The organism is Nonomuraea sp. 10N515B (assembly GCF_052245915.1).
GTDB lineage: Bacteria > Actinomycetota > Actinomycetes > Streptosporangiales > Streptosporangiaceae > Nonomuraea.
Genome location: NZ_JBQQBQ010000011.1, coordinates 1 through 17,058 on the forward strand (window position 1 = coordinate 1; position 17,058 = coordinate 17,058).

Consider the following 17,058-nt stretch of genomic DNA (forward strand, 5'->3'; position numbering starts at 1 on the left):
CGCGATCGACGACCTCGCCCAACAGGCAGGCCTCGCCGCCTAAACCCCGCCTAAACCAGCCCGTTCGAGCTCATTCGAACAAACTCCGGCTCACCATGACCGCCTCCGGGCGGCTAAGCCTTCTAGCCGGCCACACCGCTTTCGCCGCGCCGAGACCTCTCGGGCCACCAGTTGAGGGGTCCGGCCAGGCGCATGAGAGCCGGCACGAGCACCGCCCTGATCACGGTGGCGTCCACCAGCACGGCCACGGCCATGCCGACGCCCAGCATCTGCACGAACGTCACCTGCGCGGTGGCGTACGCGGCGAAGGTGAGCGCCAGGATGCCGCCGGCCGCCGTGATCAGGGGCGCGCCCCGCTGCAGGCCGGTGGCCACGGCCTCCTCGGTGTCGCCGGTCCTGTCGTACTCCTCCTTGATGCGCGACAGCAGGAACACCTCGTAGTCCATGGACAGGCCGTAGGCCACGCAGAGCATGAGGATGGGGATGCTCGGGTCGAGCGTGCCCGTCGGGGTGAAGCCGAGCAGGCCTGACAGGTTGCCGTCCTGGAAGATCCAGACGATGGCGCCGAACATGACGCCGAGGCTGAGGACGTTCAACAGGGTCGCCTTGATCGGAAGGATCAGACTGCGCGTCATGAGGAGCAGGACGACGAACGTCACGCCCAGCATGAGCGCGAGCACCAGCGGCAGCCGGTCCACGACCGAGGCGCGGTAGTCGGACAGCTCGGCGGGGTAGCCGCCGACCAGCACGCCGAAGGGCGCTTCCACCGCGCGGACGGCCTCGACGAGCCGTACAGGGTCGTCGGCCAGCGCCGCGGCGGACGGGACCACCGACAGCCACGTGCCCTCCCCCTGGAACCTGGACGGGTCCCCGTCGCCCACCCGCTGGCCGTTCGCGAACGACCCGGCGGCGGAGTCGACCTGGGCCACGCCGGGCAGCCTGGACAGGCTCGCCGCGTACGCCGTGACCTCGCCCACCGCGGCCTCACGCGAGACCAGCTGGATGGCGTCGGTCTCCTCAGCGGGGAACTCCTGGCGGATGACCTCCTGAGTCTGCCGGGAGGGCGCCTCCAGCGGCAGGATGCGGTCGTCGGCCACACCGAAGCGCAGGCCCAGGAACGGCGAGGCGAGCACCAGCAGCAGCGCGGTCGCCACTCCCCCGAACACCAGCGGCCGGCGCATCACGCGGGTGGCCAGCGCATGCCAGAATCCCGCCGCCCGCTCCGGCCGCTCCCGCTTGGGCAGCATCGTGCCGCCGATGGAGGCGAGCACGGCAGGCAGCACCAGCACCGCCGCGACCAGGCCGCCGATGACGACGGCGATGCCGGAGTAGGCGAAGGAGCGCAGGAAGTCGAACGGCAGCGCGAACAACACCGCGAGCGACGCGGCCACGGTCGCGCCGCTGAACAACACCGTCCGGCCCGCGTGCTCGACCGCCCCGGCGACGGCCGCCGCCCGGTCCTTGCCGTTTCGTGTCTCCTCGCGGAAGCGCTGGATCACGAACAGGCAGTAGTCGATGCCGAGGCCGAGCCCCATGGCCAGGGTGAGGTTCAGGGCGAACGTCGAAATCTCGGTGAATGTCAGGACGGCACTCAGGAGGGCCAGTCCGATCACCATCGCGAACAGCCCGGCCAGGATCGGCACCAGGGCCGCCATCGCGCGCCGCTGGTAGAGCCAGAGCAGCACGAACGCCAGCGGGAAGATGACGAGCTCGGCCCGGACGAAGTCCTGCCTGGCCAGCGGCACGGTCTCGCGGAAGACCTCCTCCCCTCCCCCGGCCCGCACCCGCAGCAGGTCCGTGCCCCGGGTGATCTCGGGGACCAGCCTGGGCAGCACCCGCGCCCGCACATGATCGGCGTCCCCCGGAATGCGGACGACGATCAGCGCGTGCCTGCCGTCCTCACTGCGCATCGTGGCCGGCTTGCCGCGAGTCCAGTACGAGGCCGCCTCGGCGACGTCGGCCTCGCGTCCGACCCGGGCGGTCAGCTCCCTGCCCGCAGCCTCGATGGCCGGATCGTCCACCGTGCCGCTCTTCGCGGTCACCAGGAAGATCATGTCGGGGCTTCCCGTGCCGAACCGCTCGGCCAGCTCGGCCTGCGCCCGGTCGGACTCCGAGCCCGGGGCCTCGAATCTGGCCAGCGACAGCCGGGGCACCGCGCCCGCGGCGAGGACTCCGGCGGCGATCAGTCCGAGCAGGGCCAGCGTGAGGACAAGCCTGCGGCGGCGTACCAGGAGGAAGCCGAGCCTGCGCAGCGGCGGGCCCGTGGTCGCCGCGGCGGCGGGCCGCAGGCGCGTGTCCACCGTCATGGGAACTCCGATCAAAACTCGGTAAACTACTCGTGTTTGCTGTTCCCAACCAGAAATACAAGTAAATGCTCGCATTTGTCAACGAGGTGCCGCATGGCTGAACGCACGGTGCGCCGGCAGGCGCGCGGCCTGAAGCGCATGGAGGAGATCCTCGACGCCGCCGAGCTGGTGATCGCCGAGGTCGGCTTCCCGGACCTGACGACGAACCAGGTCGCCGCGCGGGCGGGGATGTCGCCGGGGTCGCTGTATCAGTTCTTCCGCAACAAGGAGGAGATCCTGGACGGGCTGGTGTCCCGCTACACCGACGACCGCCAGGAGTTCTGGGCCGCCCGCCTGGCCGAGGTCACGCCGGACGTCCCGCTGGAGGTGCTGGTCGGGCAGCTCGTGGACGAGAGCGTGCGGTTCAAGAGCCGCTCACCGGCCTACTGGTCGCTGCTGTACGGATCCGCCACCGGCGACCGGTTCGCCGCGGCCTCACAGCGGCTGCACGAGGACATCTCCCGGCAGCTCGCGGCCATGCTGCGCCGTCTCAGGCCCGAGCTCGCCGAGGACCGGGCCCGGCTCATGGGCACGATGGTGTTGTCCATGGTGAAGACGGTGATGCCGATGATCACCACGGCCACACCCGAGCACAGCGCCGAACTGGTGGACGAGCTCAAGCTCATGCTCGTCCGCTATTTGACCTAGCCGCGGGAGGCGCCGGTTACGTGTGGCCCTCCCCGAGCTAGCCGCGGAAGGGGCCCGTCACTTCGAATGTGTGGCCCTCCGCGCGGCCGCGCCTGGCCGAGAAGTAGAGCCGGTCGCCGCGCGGCGAGAACGCCAGCCCGGTCAGCTCGGCCCCCTCGTGCCCCTCCAGCCGGAGGAACGGCGTGACCGCGCGGTCCGGCGCGATGACGTCGATCTGCATCGTCTCCCTGGCGACATAGAGGTCGCCGGACGGCGCGGCGGTGATGGCGCGCACGCCCTCGCAGAGCCGGTCGAGTGTGGAGGTCTGCGCGTCATAGGCCCACAGGCCCGTGTCGCCCTTGGTGGTGAAGTAGCAGACCCCGCCCGCGTAGTGGCAGGCATCGCCGCCGTCGAAGTGGCGGGCGTCCTCGACCTGGTGGCGGGTCTCCTGGAGCAGCGCCGCCGGCGACGGCACCACCCGCCAGCGACCGGAGGAGCACAGCACCTCCAGCGTGCCCTCGGTCAGATCGCCCCAGTCGCCCGGCCTGAACCGATAGAAGCAGCCGTCGGGCTCGTCCTCGGTCATGTAGACCACGGCGCGCTCGGGGTCGCAGGCCGCGGCCTCGTGTTTGAAGCGGCCCATGGACAGGCGCGGGCGGGCGGCGCGGGCGCCGTAGGGGTCGCACTCGAAGACACGGCCGCGGTGGCCGAGCTCGCACGACAACCAGCTGTGCCAGGGCGTGGCGCCACCCGCGCAGTTGAGGTCGGTGCCCGACAGGATGCGGTAGGCGTCGCCGACGCTGCCGTCGGCGCGGAACCGCAGCGCGGAGGCGCCGCCGAGCAGGGGCAGCTCGGAGTTGGACACGTAGATCCAGCCGTCGCCGTCGGGGAAGCAGGCGCCGCCGTCGGGCGCCGCGTGCCAGGTGAGGCCGGCGATCTTGTGACCCGAGCGGGCCACGACCCGGCCGGTGAACCCCGAGGGCAGCGCGAGTCCGCCGGCGCCCGGCAGGCCGAGCGGTCCGTAGGGGCTGGCGCCGCCCGGCAAGAGCGGGCCCGTGCGGAGGAGAGTCTTGTGGGACATCGTGGGGCCTCCCTCTAGGTGCCACGCTAGTCGACCGCACCGACATGAATGGGAGGGACTCGCGACATCAAACTCTGCGCAAACCCCATGGGCCCGTCCCGCGATCATCAGGTTGCGGTGACGTTGCCCCTTCCTGCCGGGTCAGCCGTACGGCGTGCGGGAGCGACTCCTCGTCGAGCGGTCCGATCACCTGACCGCGTGCCGCTTACGGCATACGAAAGCCCGGGGCCGATGCGGCTCCCGGACTCCCGTCGTGCCTTGGTCACCTCATGGCCTGGAACATCCAGTGCTGCTTGTCGATGTCCTGCGCCACGGAGATGAGCAGGTCCTGGCTGACCGGGTCGGGCTGGTCGGTGGCCCGGACACGCTCGTGCATGCGCCTGCTGATGCCGTCCAGGACGTCGATGATCGTCGCGAGGACCTTTCCGTCCTCCACCCAGCCGCTCTCCAGCTGCGCGAGCTTGGTCGACTTGGCGACCGTGGCGGCCCGGCCGTCCGGGTTGGCCCCGAGGGCGACCGCACGCTCGGCGATGGTGTCCATGTGCGTCCGCGCCATGTCCGTGACCTTGTCGAGCTGGAGGTGGATGGAGCGGAAGTGCGAGCCGATCAGGTTCCAGTGTGCCTGCTTGGCGACCAGTGACAGGTCTATGAGATCGACCAGGGCGCCCTGCAGGGCGTCCGTGACCGTGTTCTTGGCGTCTCCCGATAGCGGACCAGTGATCTTCGCCATGTTGTAATTCCTCCCCGTTCGATGAGCTTTGTCCGCTTATTTCCGTATAGGCATCCTCATGCCCAAACTTCCGAGCCCTTAACGTTGACACTGTAATAATGACAGTGTCATTGTGGAGGTATGAGCGACACCTGGACCATCGGCGAGCTGGCCGAGCACGCGGCCCGCGCGCTGCGCGCCGGCGCCGCGCCGGCCAACGGCCGGGTCCGTGACGTGCCAGGAGAGCGGCTGATCAGGTGGTATACGACCATCGGCCTCGTCGACCCGCCCCTGACCCGACGCGGCCGGATCGCCCAGTACGGACGGCGGCACCTGCTGCAACTGCTGGCCATCAAGCGACTGCAGGCGGCCGGCCACTCGATCGCCGAGATCCAGGCGGCCCTGGCGGGCGCCACGGATCGGATGCTCGAGGACACGGCGAGTGCTGCGCGTGCCATGGGTCTGGAGGACGCGGACGGCTCAGTTCGTGACGAAGCGGGGCGCGAGCGGTTCTGGACCGAGCGGCCCGACGGGGACGGCGTGCATCGTGCAGCCGAGGCGCCGCCCTATGCCGCCGCGCCCGGCCAGGGGAGCGCCGGCGCCGTCATGCCCGGCAGCGGTGCGGATGCCGTCATGCCCGGCAGCGGTGCAGATCTCGCCCTGCCCCACGGCCGCGTGGGCGTCGAGGCGGCAGGTAATCCCGATGTTGAGAGGCAATCCTCGAGGCGAACGCGTCCCGGGATGTCCGGGTGGCGGACGGGAGAGCGCGCCGACGTGGCCGGGCGGCGGACGGGAGCGGAGGGGCGCGGCGGCGCCGGGGCGGTGGTCGCCGGGGTCAGGTTGGGTGATGGGGTGAGGCTGGTGCTGGATGGCGGGCGCGCCCTGTCCGAGGAGGACGTTCAGGCGGTGCTGGCGGCGGCGGGACCGCTGCTCGCGGTGCTCGAAGAAAGGGAGCTGATATGAAGATCACTTCGTTGGAGCCCGCCCGGTGCCTGCCGGTGCCGGACGCCGGGTTCGGCGCGCTGCTGACCGAGCGCGGCAACCTGCCGCTGGAGAGCGTGGACGTGAGCGCGGACATCTCGGGCCTCATCGCCGGGGTCGAGGTCACGCAGGGGTTCAGGAACCCGTTCGACGTCACGCTGGAGGCCACGTACGTCTTCCCGCTGCCCGACCGGGCGGCCGTGACCGCGTTCCGGATGGAGGCCGACGACCGGGTGGTCGAGGGCGTGCTGAAGGAGCGCGGCCAGGCCAGGGCGGACTACGACCGCGCCCTGCGAGAGGGCAGGCGGGCCGCCATCGCCGAGGAGGACCGGCCGGACGTGTTCACGATCCGGGTGGGCAACATCCTGCCCGGCGAGCAGGTCTCGGTCAGGCTGACGATGAGCCAGCCGCTGCCGTACGAGGACGGGGCGGCCACGTTCCGCTTCCCGCTGGTGGTGGCGCCGCGTTACATCCCGGGCACGCCCATCGACGGCCGGCCCGCGGGTGACGGCGTCGTGCCCGACACCGACGCCGTGCCGGACGCGTCCAGGATCAGCCCGCCCGTGCTGCTGCCCGGCTTCCCCAACCCGGTGCGCCTGTCGCTCGCCGCGACCGTGGACGCCGCCGGTCTGGAGCTGCGTGAGCTGGCCTCCAGCCTGCACGTGGTCGAGGAGGAGGGCCACACGGTGCGGCTGCGTCCGGGAGAGCGGCTGGACCGGGACTTCATCCTGCGGATGTCGTTCGACGCCTCCACATCGTTGCAGCTCGACAGCCCGGCCGGGCAAGGGGGGACGTTCGCGCTCACCGTCGTGCCGCCGCCGCTGCAGGCCACGCGCACGCCGCGGGATCTGGTGGTGCTGCTCGACCGCTCGGGCAGCATGGGCGGCTGGAAGATGGTGGCCGCGCGCCGGGCCGCCGCGCGCATCGTCGACACGCTGACACCGCAGGACCGCTTCGCGGTGCTGACGTTCGACTCAGTGGTGGAGCGGGCGTTCGAGGGGCTCGTGGAGGCGTCGGACCGCAACCGGTACCGCGCCGTGGAGCACCTCGCCCGGGTCGACGCCCGCGGCGGCACCGAGCTGCTCGAGCCGCTGCGCCAGGCCATCGCCCTGCTGGGCGCCCCGGCCGAGCGGGAGCGGGTCGTGGTGCTGGTCACCGACGGCCAGGTGGGCAACGAGGACCAGATCCTGGAGCAGGCGGGCGGCGCGCTGTCGGCCATGCGCGTGCACACGGTCGGCATCGACCGTGCCGTGAACGCCGGCTTCCTCGGCAGGCTCGCCGGGCTCGGCGCGGGCCGGTGTGAGCTGGTCGAGTCGGAGGACCGGCTCGACGCGGCCATGGACCACATCCACCGCAGGATCGGCGCGCCCCTGGTGACCGACCTCTCGCTCAAGGGGCTGGAGGTAGAGCCCGGTACGGTCACGCATCTCGGGTCGATCTTCCCGGGTGTCCCGCTGCGCGTGTACGGGCGCTACCGCGAAGGGTCCTCGGTGACCGTACGCGGGATGGCCACCGGCGGCCCGTGGGAGGAGCAGGTCACGGGCGTCACAGTCGACAATCCGGCCGTCCGCGCCGTGTGGGCCCGCGCGCACCTGCGGGAGCTCGAGGACCGTTATGCCATGGGCGAGCACGAGCTGGAGTCGCGCATCGTCCGCACGTCGCTCGAGCACGGCGTGCTCTGCCGCTTCACCGCGTACGTGGCGGTCGACACCAGGCAGGTCGCCGACGGCGGGCCCGAGCACCGCGTCATCCAGCCGGTCGAGCCGCCGAGCGGCTGGGAGCCGCCGCAGGCCGCGCCGATGATGGGCGGCGGCTTCACAGCGCACGCCGCGATGATGGCCATGCCCGCGGCCGCGCCGCGGATGCGGCGGCCTGAGCCTGGGTTCGGCGCCGCCGAGATGGCCGGTGACGACGAGGGGTTCCTGGCCCGTGGCGGCGGGCCCAAGCCCGGTCCCCGGCCCAGTCAGCCTGGGCGGCTCGGGGGCGGGCCGAGGTTCGCTCCGGGGCCGCGTCCCGCGGGCCGGCTGGAGTCGGTCCGGCCGCAGCTGGTGGCCGAGCTGGATCGGCTCACGGCGCTGCCTGCGCCCGATCTGCTGTACCTGGCCGACCTGGGGTCGCGGCTGGCGGCGCTCGCGGAATACCTGGGCGGCGACGAGCAGCTGGTGAGGCTGGCTCGCGAGCTGGAAGCGGCCGAGCGGCCGGGCGCTGACGCCCAGGCGCTGCACGACCACGCCATCGCGGTCCTCAGGGCCCTGATCGGCGGCTCCGCACCGCCGCCCCGACCCACGCCGGGCCGCGGACACCTCGGCGACGAGGGCGGGCAACCCGGTGGTGGGCATCCCGGTGGCCCGCTGCCCGGCGGCGACCGTCGCACGCCCTTCTGGAAGCGTCACTGACCGCCCGCTCCGGCCCTGCCCAGGCATCGGGCGGGGCCGGGGCTGCAGCGCCCCGCTGTCGTCCGCCCACGGCCCGGCGCTCACCAGCCGCCCCTCCTCCTTGAGCCGCCGCAGGTGCTCCCGGTGTGCGGGGCGGGCCGTGAGCCGTCGTGGGTCGCCGTCGAAGGCCAGTTGCAACACGTATCTCGCCATGTCCCCGCACGCTAGGGGGCGATGGGGCCCTCGCTCTGCATCGCGGGGCACCGGCGGGGTGTATACGGGGATACATGACGTATACGCTGGCCGATCTGCCGATGTTGGGTGGGCTTGGCGAGGAGCGGCTGCGGGCGCTGGCGGCCCTGACCCGGCGCAGGCGCTATCCGGCCGGGCAGGTCACCGAGGGCGACCCGGCCGATCAGCTGATCGTGTTGCTCGGCGGCCGGGTGAAGGCGGGCCGCGTACGGCGGTGCTCGAGCTCGTCGCCACCGAGCCGTCCGTCGCGGCGCGGCTGCTGCGCACGCTGGCCGCGACCGTGCGCGACCTCGACGACCGGCTCACCGACGCGACGGTGCGTGACGTGCCGGCACGCGTGGCCACCTGGCTGGTACGCCGGATCACGGACGGCCGGGTGCCGCTGCACGCCGGCCAGGCAGGGCTGGGCGCTGAATGACGACCCCGCCCTCGCCCGCGAAGCCGCCGTCTGAACCGCGGCCGAATATCGGACGAGCGTCTATCCGAGCCGGTCAGGCTGTTCTATCGTCACGACCATGGCGACCCCTCGCGCCCCGCTCCGCTTCGCCGAAGCAGTGTCGGCCACCGTTTCCGAGAGCAGGAAATCCGGCTTCTTCTTCGACTTCGACGGCACGATCGCCCCGATCATGCGAGATCCCGGCGCCGTGCTCCCCGTTCCGGGGGCGGTGGAGCGCTTGCAGGCGCTGACGAGCCTGGTCGGCAGGGTCGCCGTGGTCTCGGCCCGCCCGGCCGCGTTCCTGTGCGAGCGGTTCTCGCGCGCGCCGCAGGTCGCCCTGTTCGGCCTCTACGGGATGCAGACCGTCGTCGACGGCCGGGTGCACACCGATGCGGCGGCCGAGCCGTGGGCCCCGATCATGCGCCGGTTGGCCGCGGACGCCGCCCGCGATCTGCCGGGCGAGGTCCTGATCGAGGACAAGGCGCTGGTGGTGTCGCTGCACTACCGCGCGGTCCCGGCGCTGCGTGGCGCGGTGGAGCGGTGGGCCTCGGGCAAGGCGGCGGAGCTGGGCCTGCGCGAGCAGCACGGCCGCATGGTGGTGGAGCTCCGGCCGCCGGTGGAGTGCGACAAGGGTACGGTCATCGCCCAGGAGGCGGAGACGCTGACCCGCGCCTGGTATTTCGGCGACGACATCTCCGACGGCCGCGCGTTCGACGCGTTGCGCTGCAGGGAGGAGCGGGATCCCGGGTTCATGGGCGTCCGGGTCGCGGTGGCCAACCGGGAGACGGGCGACGAGCTGGCGCGCCGGGCCGACTTCACGCTGGACTCCCCCGAAGACGCGCCGGTCCTGCTCGAGCAGGTGATCAGCGCCTTTCCCGGCCATCCTCCGCCTGCTCTTACCCTGGATGGGTGACCACACTTGTCCTGGACGGGGGCCTGTCCACCCACCTCGAACGGCTCGGCGCCGACCTCAGCGACGACCTCTGGTCGGCGCGGTTGCTGCTGGAGCAGCCGGAGCTGATCCGGCAGGCGCACGCCGACTACTTCACCGCGGGGGCCGACGTGGCCATCACCGCGAGCTACCAGGCCACGATCCCGGGCTTCATGCGGCGCGGCCTGGGAGCGGCACAGGCGGAGGCGCTGATCAGGCTGTCGGTGGTGCTGGCCGGGCAGGCGCGCGACCAGGCCGGCCGCGGGCTGGTGGCGGCCTCGGTCGGCCCGTACGGCGCGTTCCTGGCCAACGGCGCTGAATACACCGGCGACTACGACCTCGACGAGGACGGCCTCTACTCCTGGCACCTGCCGCGCTGGGAGATCCTGGCCACGGCCGGCGCCGACCTGCTGGCCTGCGAGACGATTCCGTCCTATCTGGAGGCGCGGGCTCTGGCCAGGCTGCTGGAGCGCACGCCGGGGGTCAAGGCGTGGGTGAGCTTCTCCTGCCGGGACGGCGAGCGGCTCAACGACGGCACGCCGATCCGTGAGGCGGCCGCCCTGTTCAGCGGGAATCCGCAGGTGGTGGCCGTCGGCGCGAATTGCACGGCGCCCCGCCACATCCCCGGGCTCATCGCGTGCCTGTCCGGCGGGCTGCCCGTCGTGGTCTACCCCAACTCGGGTGAGAGCTGGGACGCCGGGCATCGGCGCTGGCTGGGCCTGGCCGATCCGGTGGAGTTCGGGCAGGCCGCCAAGGAGTGGCAGCTGGCGGGCGCGTCGCTGATCGGCGGCTGCTGCCGGACGACTCCCGAGCACATCACGCAGATCCGCGCCCATCTGTCGTAGGACGCAGCCGGGGCCGGTCCGAGGGACCGGCCTACGACGCCGACCCCGCGCACGCCTGGCTCTGGAAGCGGGTGCGCGGGGTCCTCGGCGGCCGAAGTCAGACGGAGACCGACTCGGCGGTGCGGCGGCGGCCGAAGACGCGGTCGAGCGCCAGCGCGCCGCCGCCGGTGAAGCCGATGGCCAGGCTCGCCGCGGCCAGCGCCAGGACGAGCTCATAGCCACCTTCGGCGGCGCCGAAGCCGTTGGCGGCGTGGACGAAGACGATCGCGCCGATCATGTCGAGGGCCAGCAGCGTGCCGACGATCGGCAGCGCGGCGCCGAGGATCAGCGCCAGGCCGCCGGCCACCTCCAGCACCGCGACGGCCGGAGCGGCCACGCCGGCCAGCGGGATGCCGATGGACTCGAAGAACTTGGTCGTGCCCGCGATGCCCATGGTCGCGAACTTCTGGTAGCCGTGCACGAGGAAGATCACCCCGAGGGCGATTCTCGCGAGCAGCAGGACGACGGGACGGGCCTGGTCGACCATGCGACCTCCTAGTGAGATAGTTGTTCAGTTTTGAACGAGAGCACTGTAGCAGGGAAAGTTAAAATCTGAACAAACGCGGTAGACTGTGCCGGTGACGGAACCCCGATGGCTCGACTCGATGGAGATGGCGGCCTGGCGCGCCTTCCTGTCGACTTCCCACTTGCTCGACAGGCGCATTGAAGAGCAGCTCAAGGCCGCGGCGGGGCTGACGCACCCGCAGTTCGAGATCCTGGTGCGGCTCGCCGAGGCCCCCGGCCGCCAGGAGCGGATGACGGAGCTGGCCAAGGGTGTCGTGGTGTCGAAGAGCGCGCTGACGTACCAGATCACTCAGCTGGAGAAGGCGGGGCTGGTGGAGCGTGCCACGTGTCCGTCGGACGAGCGCGGTGTGCTGGCGGTGATCACCGAGGCGGGCCTGCGGTGCCTGGAGCGGGTGGCGCCGGGGCACGTGGAGGTCGTCAGGAGATATCTGATCGACCGGCTCAGCCGGGAGGAGCTGCACACGATGACGGCCGCCCTGCGGAAGACGGAGGAGGCACTACGCTCCTCGGACGGCCGCTAGTCCCTGGCGGCGGCGCGGGCGGCGCGCTCCATCTCGACACGGGCGCTGGCGGCGTATTTGTCGACGTATTCCTGCTCGGACAGCTCCATCAGCGCATACATGATCTCGTCGGTCACCGCGCGCAGCACCAGGCGGTCGTCCTCCATCCCGTAGTAGCGGGAGAAGTCGAGCGGCTTGCCGAACCGGACGCCCGGCCGGATCCCGAGCTTGGGGAACACCCGCCCCGGCGGCATCATCTCGTACGTGTTGATCATCGCCCACGGGATGACCGGGGCCCGCGACTCCAGGGCCAGCCGGGCCACACCGGTCTTGCCCTTGTAGAGCCGGCCGTCGGGCGAGCGGGTGCCCTCCGGGTAGATGCCCAGGACGTTGCCCTCGCGCAGGATGCGCAGGCCGGTGCGGAGCGCCGCCTCGCTGGCCTTGCCCCCGGAGCGGTCGATCGGCACGGTGCCGACGCCGCTGAAGAACAGCCGGGTGAAGAAGCCCTTCACGCCGCGGCCGGTGAAGTAGTCGGACTTGCCGAGCGAGATGACCTTGCGGCGCAGCTGGAGCGGGCCGAAGAAATGATCGGCGAACGACAGGTGGTTGCCGGCCAGGATCGCCGGCCCTTCCTTCGGCACGTTTTCCGCGCCCTCCGTCCACGGCCTGAACACAAGGTGGAGGATCGGCCCCAAGATGGCCTTGACCACCCAGTAGAACACCGCGGCACCTCTTCTCCAGCACGTCGTCGGCAGGCAGAGTCATCTTCCCATCTCGACGGCCATGCTCCTACACCAGCGCTCGCACAATCACCCCTGAACGTGCGACGATCGGGCCGTTCCTGGATGAACGCCCCGGTCCCCCGGAATGAAATCGCATGGAGGAGCTGTTATGCCGCTCATGCCAGGCGCGGAGCCCTACAACCATGACGCAGGCGAGGTCGGCGTGCTGCTCTGCCATGGGTTCACGGGCACCCCGCAATCGTTACGACCCTGGGGCCAGTTCCTGGCCGGGCACGGGGTCAGCGTTTCGCTGCCCCGCCAGCCGGGGCACGGCACCAGATGGCAGGAGATGAACCGCACGCGGTGGGAGGACTGGTACGCCGAGGTGGAGAAGGCGTTCGCGGACCTGCAGGGCCGCTGTGCGGACGTGTTCGTGGCGGGGTTGTCGCTGGGCGGCTGCCTGGCGCTGCGGCTGGCCGAGGTGCACGGCCCGGCGATCAGGGGCCTGGTGCTGGTCAACCCGTCCATCGCCAACGACGTGCCGCTGATGAAGCTGGCGCCGCTGCTGAAGTGGTTCGTGCCGTCCGTGCCCGGCGTCGCCAATGACGTCAAGAAGCCCGGCGTGACCGAGCTGGCCTACTCCCGCACCCCGGTGAAGGCGGCCGCGTCGCTGCCGGGACTGTGGTCGCTGGTGCAGGCCGACCTGGTGAAGGTGACGCAGCCGCTGCTGGTCTTCCATAGCGTGGACGACCATGTGGTGAAGCCGACGAGTGTGGCGATCATTCGCCAAAGGGTCCCGCAGGCCACGATCGAGGAGCTTACCGATAGCTACCATGTTGCGACGCTCGACAATGATGCCGACAGGATCTTTGCCGGTAGCCTCGACTTCATCCGGACACATGCCTCGGTACCCTTGCAGAGGGACTGATCGCACCCAGGGGGAAGTCGCGATCGCTGCGGAGAGGCCCATCTAGGTGACGCCCCAGAGTGACGAGGACGAGGTCTGGCGGCAGATCGTCGCGTCCTTCAACGACACAGCCGAGCGCGACTCGGCCGACCAGCCATGGCCGGACAGCGAAAACGTCCCTGCTGAGCCCACCCGGCGGGTGGTCAAGCCCTCGGAGGAGCTCGAGGAGGATCTCGACGAGCCCGAGGACAAGCAGGACGACGACGAGGAAGAAGAAGGGGAGGGGCACTTCGTGCCGCCTCCGCCCCCGCCGTTGCCGAAGCTCGACCTGCCGGCCAAGCTGGCGTGGGTGGCGCTGTTCGGCGGCCCGGCCTACCTCCTGGTCGCGGCGATGGCGAGCTGGCAGATGGACGGGTGGGCGCTGTTCACGGCGGTGGCGGCGTTCATCGGCGGGTTCGTGGCCCTGGTGGTGCGCATGGGCGACGGCCCGCCGAACGACTCCGGCTGGGACGACGGCGCGGTCCTTTAGGACCCGCTCTCCATCGCCCCTTTAGGACTTGCCCTCCATCGCCTTGGGTGCGAACGACTCCACGACGTCGGTGTAGCGGTCGCGGGTGTCGACCGCGTGCCCGACCGCCCACACCGTGCTCTTGCCCGCGAGATAGGCCACGGCCTGCAGACGCACGGTGCTCCTGCCCCGCTCGGCCTCGCCGCGGATGATCTCGCACGCGGCCTTCTCGCAGCGCATCATGAACGGCTCGGCCGCCCGCGCCGGGTCATAGCCGGCCATCCAGTAGCGGCCCTTGCCGTCGCCGGTCACGCCGTAGAGGCGGGCGTCTGACTCGGGCAGCGCCAGCTGCTTCCACCGCTTGCCGTTCCAGGTGAGCACGAGCGGGGAGATGTCGCCCGGGCCCCGGTAGACGCCGCCGACGGCCACCGCCCGCTTGGCGCTGTCGGCCTGGACGTCGCGCAGGTAGCCGCCGGGGATGGAGGGCAGCGGCATCGACTTCCACGAGCCACCCGAGTAGTGCACGACCAGCGGCTCGGTGCCGGTGTCGCCGACGGCGAACCCGCCCGCCACCGCGTAGAGAGCGCCTTCTTCCTTGGTCTGCTGGGCGCTCCAGGTGTTGCCCTGCCCGGTGAGGATGAGCCCCTGCTTGTCGCGGCTGCCGACCGCCACCACCTTGCCCTGCTTGGCGTCGACGCCGGCGAGCCAGTCGCCGGCCCGCAGCCCCGGCGGCCTGACCCGGTCGAATCCGGCCAGGTCGCCGTGCGCGAGGTAGGGCAGCCCGTCGTGCCCGTCGCCGACCGCCCACACGTCGGACGACCCGGCGGCGGCCAGGCTGCGCAGGTTGCCCGCGGCCGTGGCGTCGCGGATGGCCACCTCGGTCCACCGGGCGCCGTTCCAGTGGCGGATGGTGCCACGGTTCTTCCACACGTCCCAGATCTCCTGCTGCCCGACCGCCCAGACGTCGCTGGAGGACAGCGCCAGCACGTCGGAGAGCGAGCCGTCGGCCTGCAGGCGCACGCTGGTCGACTGCTGCCACGCCTCGATCGTGGTGGGGCGGCGAGGATCGGCATGCGCGGCGAGCGTGACCTGCGGCAAGGCCACGGACGTCGCCAAGATCAAGGAGAGCGCACGCCGCTGAGAGCGACGAGTCATGGTGCAAATGCTACGGGCTGACCGGCCCCTCTTGCCCTTTAGTGCCCAAGTCGCAACTCTGCGATAACAGGAAGATGGTCACTGGCCCCGGCCAGATCGGCGATCTCGGCGTCCACTCCCCCGCACGACACCACACGCGCCTCGCGCGCGGCGAACACCCCGTCGATGCGTACGGCGGGCCGCGCCGCCGGGAACGTCAGCCCGTCGCCCTTGGGCGCCACCGCGTAGCAGTCGGCCAGCCGCCCGGCCAGATACCGCCAGGCCGGCTGGTGCGGCTGCTCGTTGACGTCGCCGCCGAGCACGATCGCCGCGCCGAACGGGGCGGCCGCCCGCTCCATCAGCGCCACCGCCTCGGCCGCGTGGTGCACCCTGGCCGGGTCGTTGAGGTCGAGGTGGAGCGAGCCGACGGCCAGCCGCGCCCCGTCGGCCTCGACGACGGCCACGGCCAACCCGCGTAGCTCCAGTCCGAGGAAGGCCCGCAGCGCGTGGCTCTCGGCCCGCAGCACCCGGACGCGCCGGCCGACGAGCACGGCCACGCCGCCGAGCCTGCCGGGGGTGGCCAGGCGCAGCCCCGCGGCGGCGGCCAGCGCCCGGCGTCTGGCCCGCCAGCGGTAGAACCTGGGGGCCTCCTGCACGCACAGCACGTCGGCGCGCATGGCGGTGATGACCCTGGTCAGCGCGGGCGCGCTGTCGCGCAGCCCGTGCACGTTGTAGGTGCCGACCCTGATCGTCACGCGGCCCTAGCGCAGCCTGGCCAGGTCGGCGGCGCCCACCACCCCGGCCGAGGCGCCGAGCTCGGCCAGCCTGATCTCGGCGAGCGGCCGGTGCCCGTGCCCGGTGAGCCGCTCGGCGTAGGTCACGCGGGCCTGGTCGATGAACAGGTCGGCGGCCATGGAGAAGCCGCCGCCGACGATGAAGCAGCCGGGGTCGAGCACGGCCGCCAGGTCGGCCATCCCCTGGCCGAGCCAGTCGGCAAAGGCGGCGAACGCGGCCAGCGAGACCTGGTCGCCCAGCCGCGCCGCCTCGGTGACCTCCTCGCCCTCGATCTTGCCGCCGGCCAGCCCGAGCAGGATCTCCGCCTGCTCCGGCCGGGCCGCGGCCAATTCCCTGGCCTCCTTGACGAGGCCCTGGCCGCTGGCATATTGCTCCCAGCAGCCGACGTTGCCGCAGCCGCACGGCCGCCCGCCGGGCTGGACCTGCATGTGGCCGAACTCGGCGCCCGCTCCCCAGCGGCCGCGGTAGAGCGCGCCGTCGAAGACGAGCCCGCCGCCGATGCCGGTGCCGAGCGTGATGCAGACCACGTGGGACTGGCCGCGCCCGGCGCCGAACCTGGTCTCGCCCCAGGCCATGGCGTTGGCGTCGTTCTCGATCACGACCGGCAGGCCGACCAGGCCGCTGATCTTCTTCTGCAGCGGCTCATCGCGCCAGGCGAGGTTGGGCGCGAAGCGCACCATCGACCGGGTCTCGTCGACGAACCCGGCCGCGCCCACCCCGACGGCCTCGATCTCCCGGTCCGCGGACAGCTCGCGAACGACGTCAGCCACCGTCTCGGCCACCACGTCAGGGCGGTCGGCGGCGGTGGGCCGCAACGTATGGGCGACGATCTTCCCTTGGTCGTCGACCACACCCGCGGCGACCTTGGTCCCGCCGATGTCGACACCGATCGTGAGCATGCCCCTGTGTCACTCCTCTTATCGCCCGGGAGCTCCGCTCCCGTTGTCATCCCAGATCTATGTGTTCCACGTCCTCGCGACGATCACGATTATCGCGCTCCCGCTGCTGTGTGCCAGGGGCGGGCCTGCTCAGCACGTCCAGCGCCCCGCGGAACGCGGCGAACAGCTCCCCGCCCGCGGCCATGAGGTGCCCGGTCACGTCGGCGCCCGACTCGCGCCGTGCCGCGATCGCCCGGCAGAGCGGGCAGGCGCGGCAGATGTATTCGTCGTGGGGCTCGGACACCGCTTCTTCCCACACGTCCCGGTCCCTGCGCCCACCGCCGGTGAACGAGTTGAGCACCGTCTTGCCGACCTGGCGCGTGGCGCGTCCCTGGATCGACTCGAACAGCTTGCGTGCCTCGTCGGCGACGGTCCCGATCGGGTCTCTGTCGTTGCTCTCCGTCATCT

18 protein-coding genes are annotated in these 17,058 nt (G+C 71.6%); 9 read left to right on the forward strand and 9 right to left on the reverse strand.

Going from position 1 to position 17,058, the window contains the following annotated elements:
• Window positions 1-122 precede the first annotated feature (122 nt).
• Window positions 123-2,306, reverse strand: coding sequence for an MMPL family transporter (locus ACTWQA_RS18090; RefSeq protein WP_443160360.1), 2,184 nt, complete (start codon window positions 2,304-2,306; stop codon window positions 123-125).
• Between the two features lie 93 nt (window positions 2,307-2,399).
• On the opposite strand from ACTWQA_RS18090, the gene ACTWQA_RS18095 reads away from it, so the two are divergent.
• On the forward strand, window positions 2,400-2,993 hold the full coding sequence (locus ACTWQA_RS18095; RefSeq protein WP_443160361.1) for a TetR/AcrR family transcriptional regulator: 594 nt from the start codon (window positions 2,400-2,402) through the stop codon (window positions 2,991-2,993).
• Window positions 2,994-3,030: 37 nt separating this feature from the next.
• Here ACTWQA_RS18095 and ACTWQA_RS18100 read toward each other — a convergent pair whose 3' ends face one another.
• Both ACTWQA_RS18100 and ACTWQA_RS18105 read right to left on the reverse strand, forming a co-directional pair.
• Window positions 3,031-4,053 (reverse strand): alkaline phosphatase PhoX, encoded by a 1,023-nt coding sequence (locus tag ACTWQA_RS18100; protein ID WP_443160362.1) that lies wholly within the window; start codon window positions 4,051-4,053, stop codon window positions 3,031-3,033.
• Window positions 4,054-4,315: 262 nt separating this feature from the next.
• Window positions 4,316-4,783, reverse strand: a complete 468-nt coding sequence (locus ACTWQA_RS18105; protein ID WP_443160363.1) for a Dps family protein — start codon at window positions 4,781-4,783, stop codon at window positions 4,316-4,318.
• A gap of 120 nt (window positions 4,784-4,903) precedes the next feature.
• On the opposite strand from ACTWQA_RS18105, the gene ACTWQA_RS18110 reads away from it, so the two are divergent.
• The 5 genes from ACTWQA_RS18110 to mmuM all read left to right on the forward strand — a co-directional run bounded on the left by ACTWQA_RS18110 (window position 4,904) and on the right by mmuM (window position 10,582).
• Window positions 4,904-5,725: a helix-turn-helix domain-containing protein gene (locus ACTWQA_RS18110; protein WP_443160364.1), complete on the forward strand. Its 822-nt coding sequence runs from the start codon at window positions 4,904-4,906 to the stop codon at window positions 5,723-5,725.
• Window positions 5,722-8,139, forward strand: a complete 2,418-nt coding sequence (locus ACTWQA_RS18115) for a VIT domain-containing protein (RefSeq protein ID WP_443160365.1) — start codon at window positions 5,722-5,724, stop codon at window positions 8,137-8,139. The genes ACTWQA_RS18110 and ACTWQA_RS18115 overlap by 4 nt, the downstream gene beginning before the upstream one ends.
• A 445-nt stretch (window positions 8,140-8,584) precedes the next feature.
• The gene (locus ACTWQA_RS18120) at window positions 8,585-8,788 is read left to right on the forward strand and encodes a hypothetical protein (RefSeq protein WP_443160366.1); all 204 of its coding nucleotides are present in this window, start codon (window positions 8,585-8,587) and stop codon (window positions 8,786-8,788) included.
• Between the two features lie 97 nt (window positions 8,789-8,885).
• Window positions 8,886-9,719 carry a trehalose-phosphatase gene (otsB, locus tag ACTWQA_RS18125; protein ID WP_443160367.1) on the forward strand — a complete coding sequence of 278 codons (834 nt, stop codon included), beginning with the start codon at window positions 8,886-8,888 and terminating at the stop codon, window positions 9,717-9,719.
• Window positions 9,716-10,582, forward strand: a complete 867-nt coding sequence (gene mmuM / locus ACTWQA_RS18130; protein WP_443160368.1) for a homocysteine S-methyltransferase — start codon at window positions 9,716-9,718, stop codon at window positions 10,580-10,582. Before otsB ends, mmuM begins: the two co-directional genes overlap by 4 nt.
• Window positions 10,583-10,679: 97 nt before the next feature.
• Here mmuM and ACTWQA_RS18135 read toward each other — a convergent pair whose 3' ends face one another.
• Window positions 10,680-11,108 carry a DoxX family protein gene (locus ACTWQA_RS18135; RefSeq protein ID WP_443160369.1) on the reverse strand — a complete coding sequence of 143 codons (429 nt, stop codon included), beginning with the start codon at window positions 11,106-11,108 and terminating at the stop codon, window positions 10,680-10,682.
• 91 nt (window positions 11,109-11,199) lie between these two features.
• Here ACTWQA_RS18135 and ACTWQA_RS18140 point away from each other — a divergent pair, with 91 nt between their 5' ends.
• Entirely contained in the window at window positions 11,200-11,667 is a 468-nt protein-coding gene (locus tag ACTWQA_RS18140; protein WP_443160370.1) for a MarR family winged helix-turn-helix transcriptional regulator, read from the forward strand.
• On the opposite strand, the gene ACTWQA_RS18145 is transcribed toward ACTWQA_RS18140, so the two are convergent.
• Entirely contained in the window at window positions 11,664-12,368 is a 705-nt protein-coding gene (locus ACTWQA_RS18145; RefSeq protein WP_443160371.1) for a lysophospholipid acyltransferase family protein, read from the reverse strand. The genes ACTWQA_RS18140 and ACTWQA_RS18145 overlap by 4 nt on opposite strands.
• Before the next feature lie 169 nt (window positions 12,369-12,537).
• On the opposite strand from ACTWQA_RS18145, the gene ACTWQA_RS18150 reads away from it, so the two are divergent.
• A complete protein-coding gene (locus ACTWQA_RS18150) occupies window positions 12,538-13,296 on the forward strand; it encodes an alpha/beta hydrolase (protein ID WP_443160372.1) in 759 nt (252 codons plus the stop codon).
• 46 nt (window positions 13,297-13,342) lie between these two features.
• Window positions 13,343-13,804, forward strand: a complete 462-nt coding sequence (locus ACTWQA_RS18155; RefSeq protein WP_443160373.1) for a hypothetical protein — start codon at window positions 13,343-13,345, stop codon at window positions 13,802-13,804.
• A gap of 21 nt (window positions 13,805-13,825) precedes the next feature.
• On the opposite strand, the gene ACTWQA_RS18160 is transcribed toward ACTWQA_RS18155, so the two are convergent.
• Genes ACTWQA_RS18160 through ACTWQA_RS18175 form a run of 4 tightly spaced genes read right to left on the reverse strand, consistent with a single transcriptional unit; the run spans window position 13,826 to window position 17,056 of the window.
• Complete coding sequence (locus ACTWQA_RS18160; protein ID WP_443160374.1) at window positions 13,826-14,938, reverse strand: hypothetical protein; 1,113 nt, start codon at window positions 14,936-14,938, stop codon at window positions 13,826-13,828.
• Window positions 14,939-14,976: 38 nt separating this feature from the next.
• Window positions 14,977-15,672: an endonuclease/exonuclease/phosphatase family protein gene (locus ACTWQA_RS18165; protein ID WP_443160375.1), complete on the reverse strand. Its 696-nt coding sequence runs from the start codon at window positions 15,670-15,672 to the stop codon at window positions 14,977-14,979.
• Between the two features lie 6 nt (window positions 15,673-15,678).
• On the reverse strand, window positions 15,679-16,611 hold the full coding sequence (locus ACTWQA_RS18170) for an ROK family glucokinase (protein WP_443160376.1): 933 nt from the start codon (window positions 16,609-16,611) through the stop codon (window positions 15,679-15,681).
• Between the two features lie 46 nt (window positions 16,612-16,657).
• Entirely contained in the window at window positions 16,658-17,056 is a 399-nt protein-coding gene (locus ACTWQA_RS18175; protein ID WP_305919912.1) for a DUF5304 family protein, read from the reverse strand.
• Window positions 17,057-17,058: the final 2 nt, after the last annotated feature.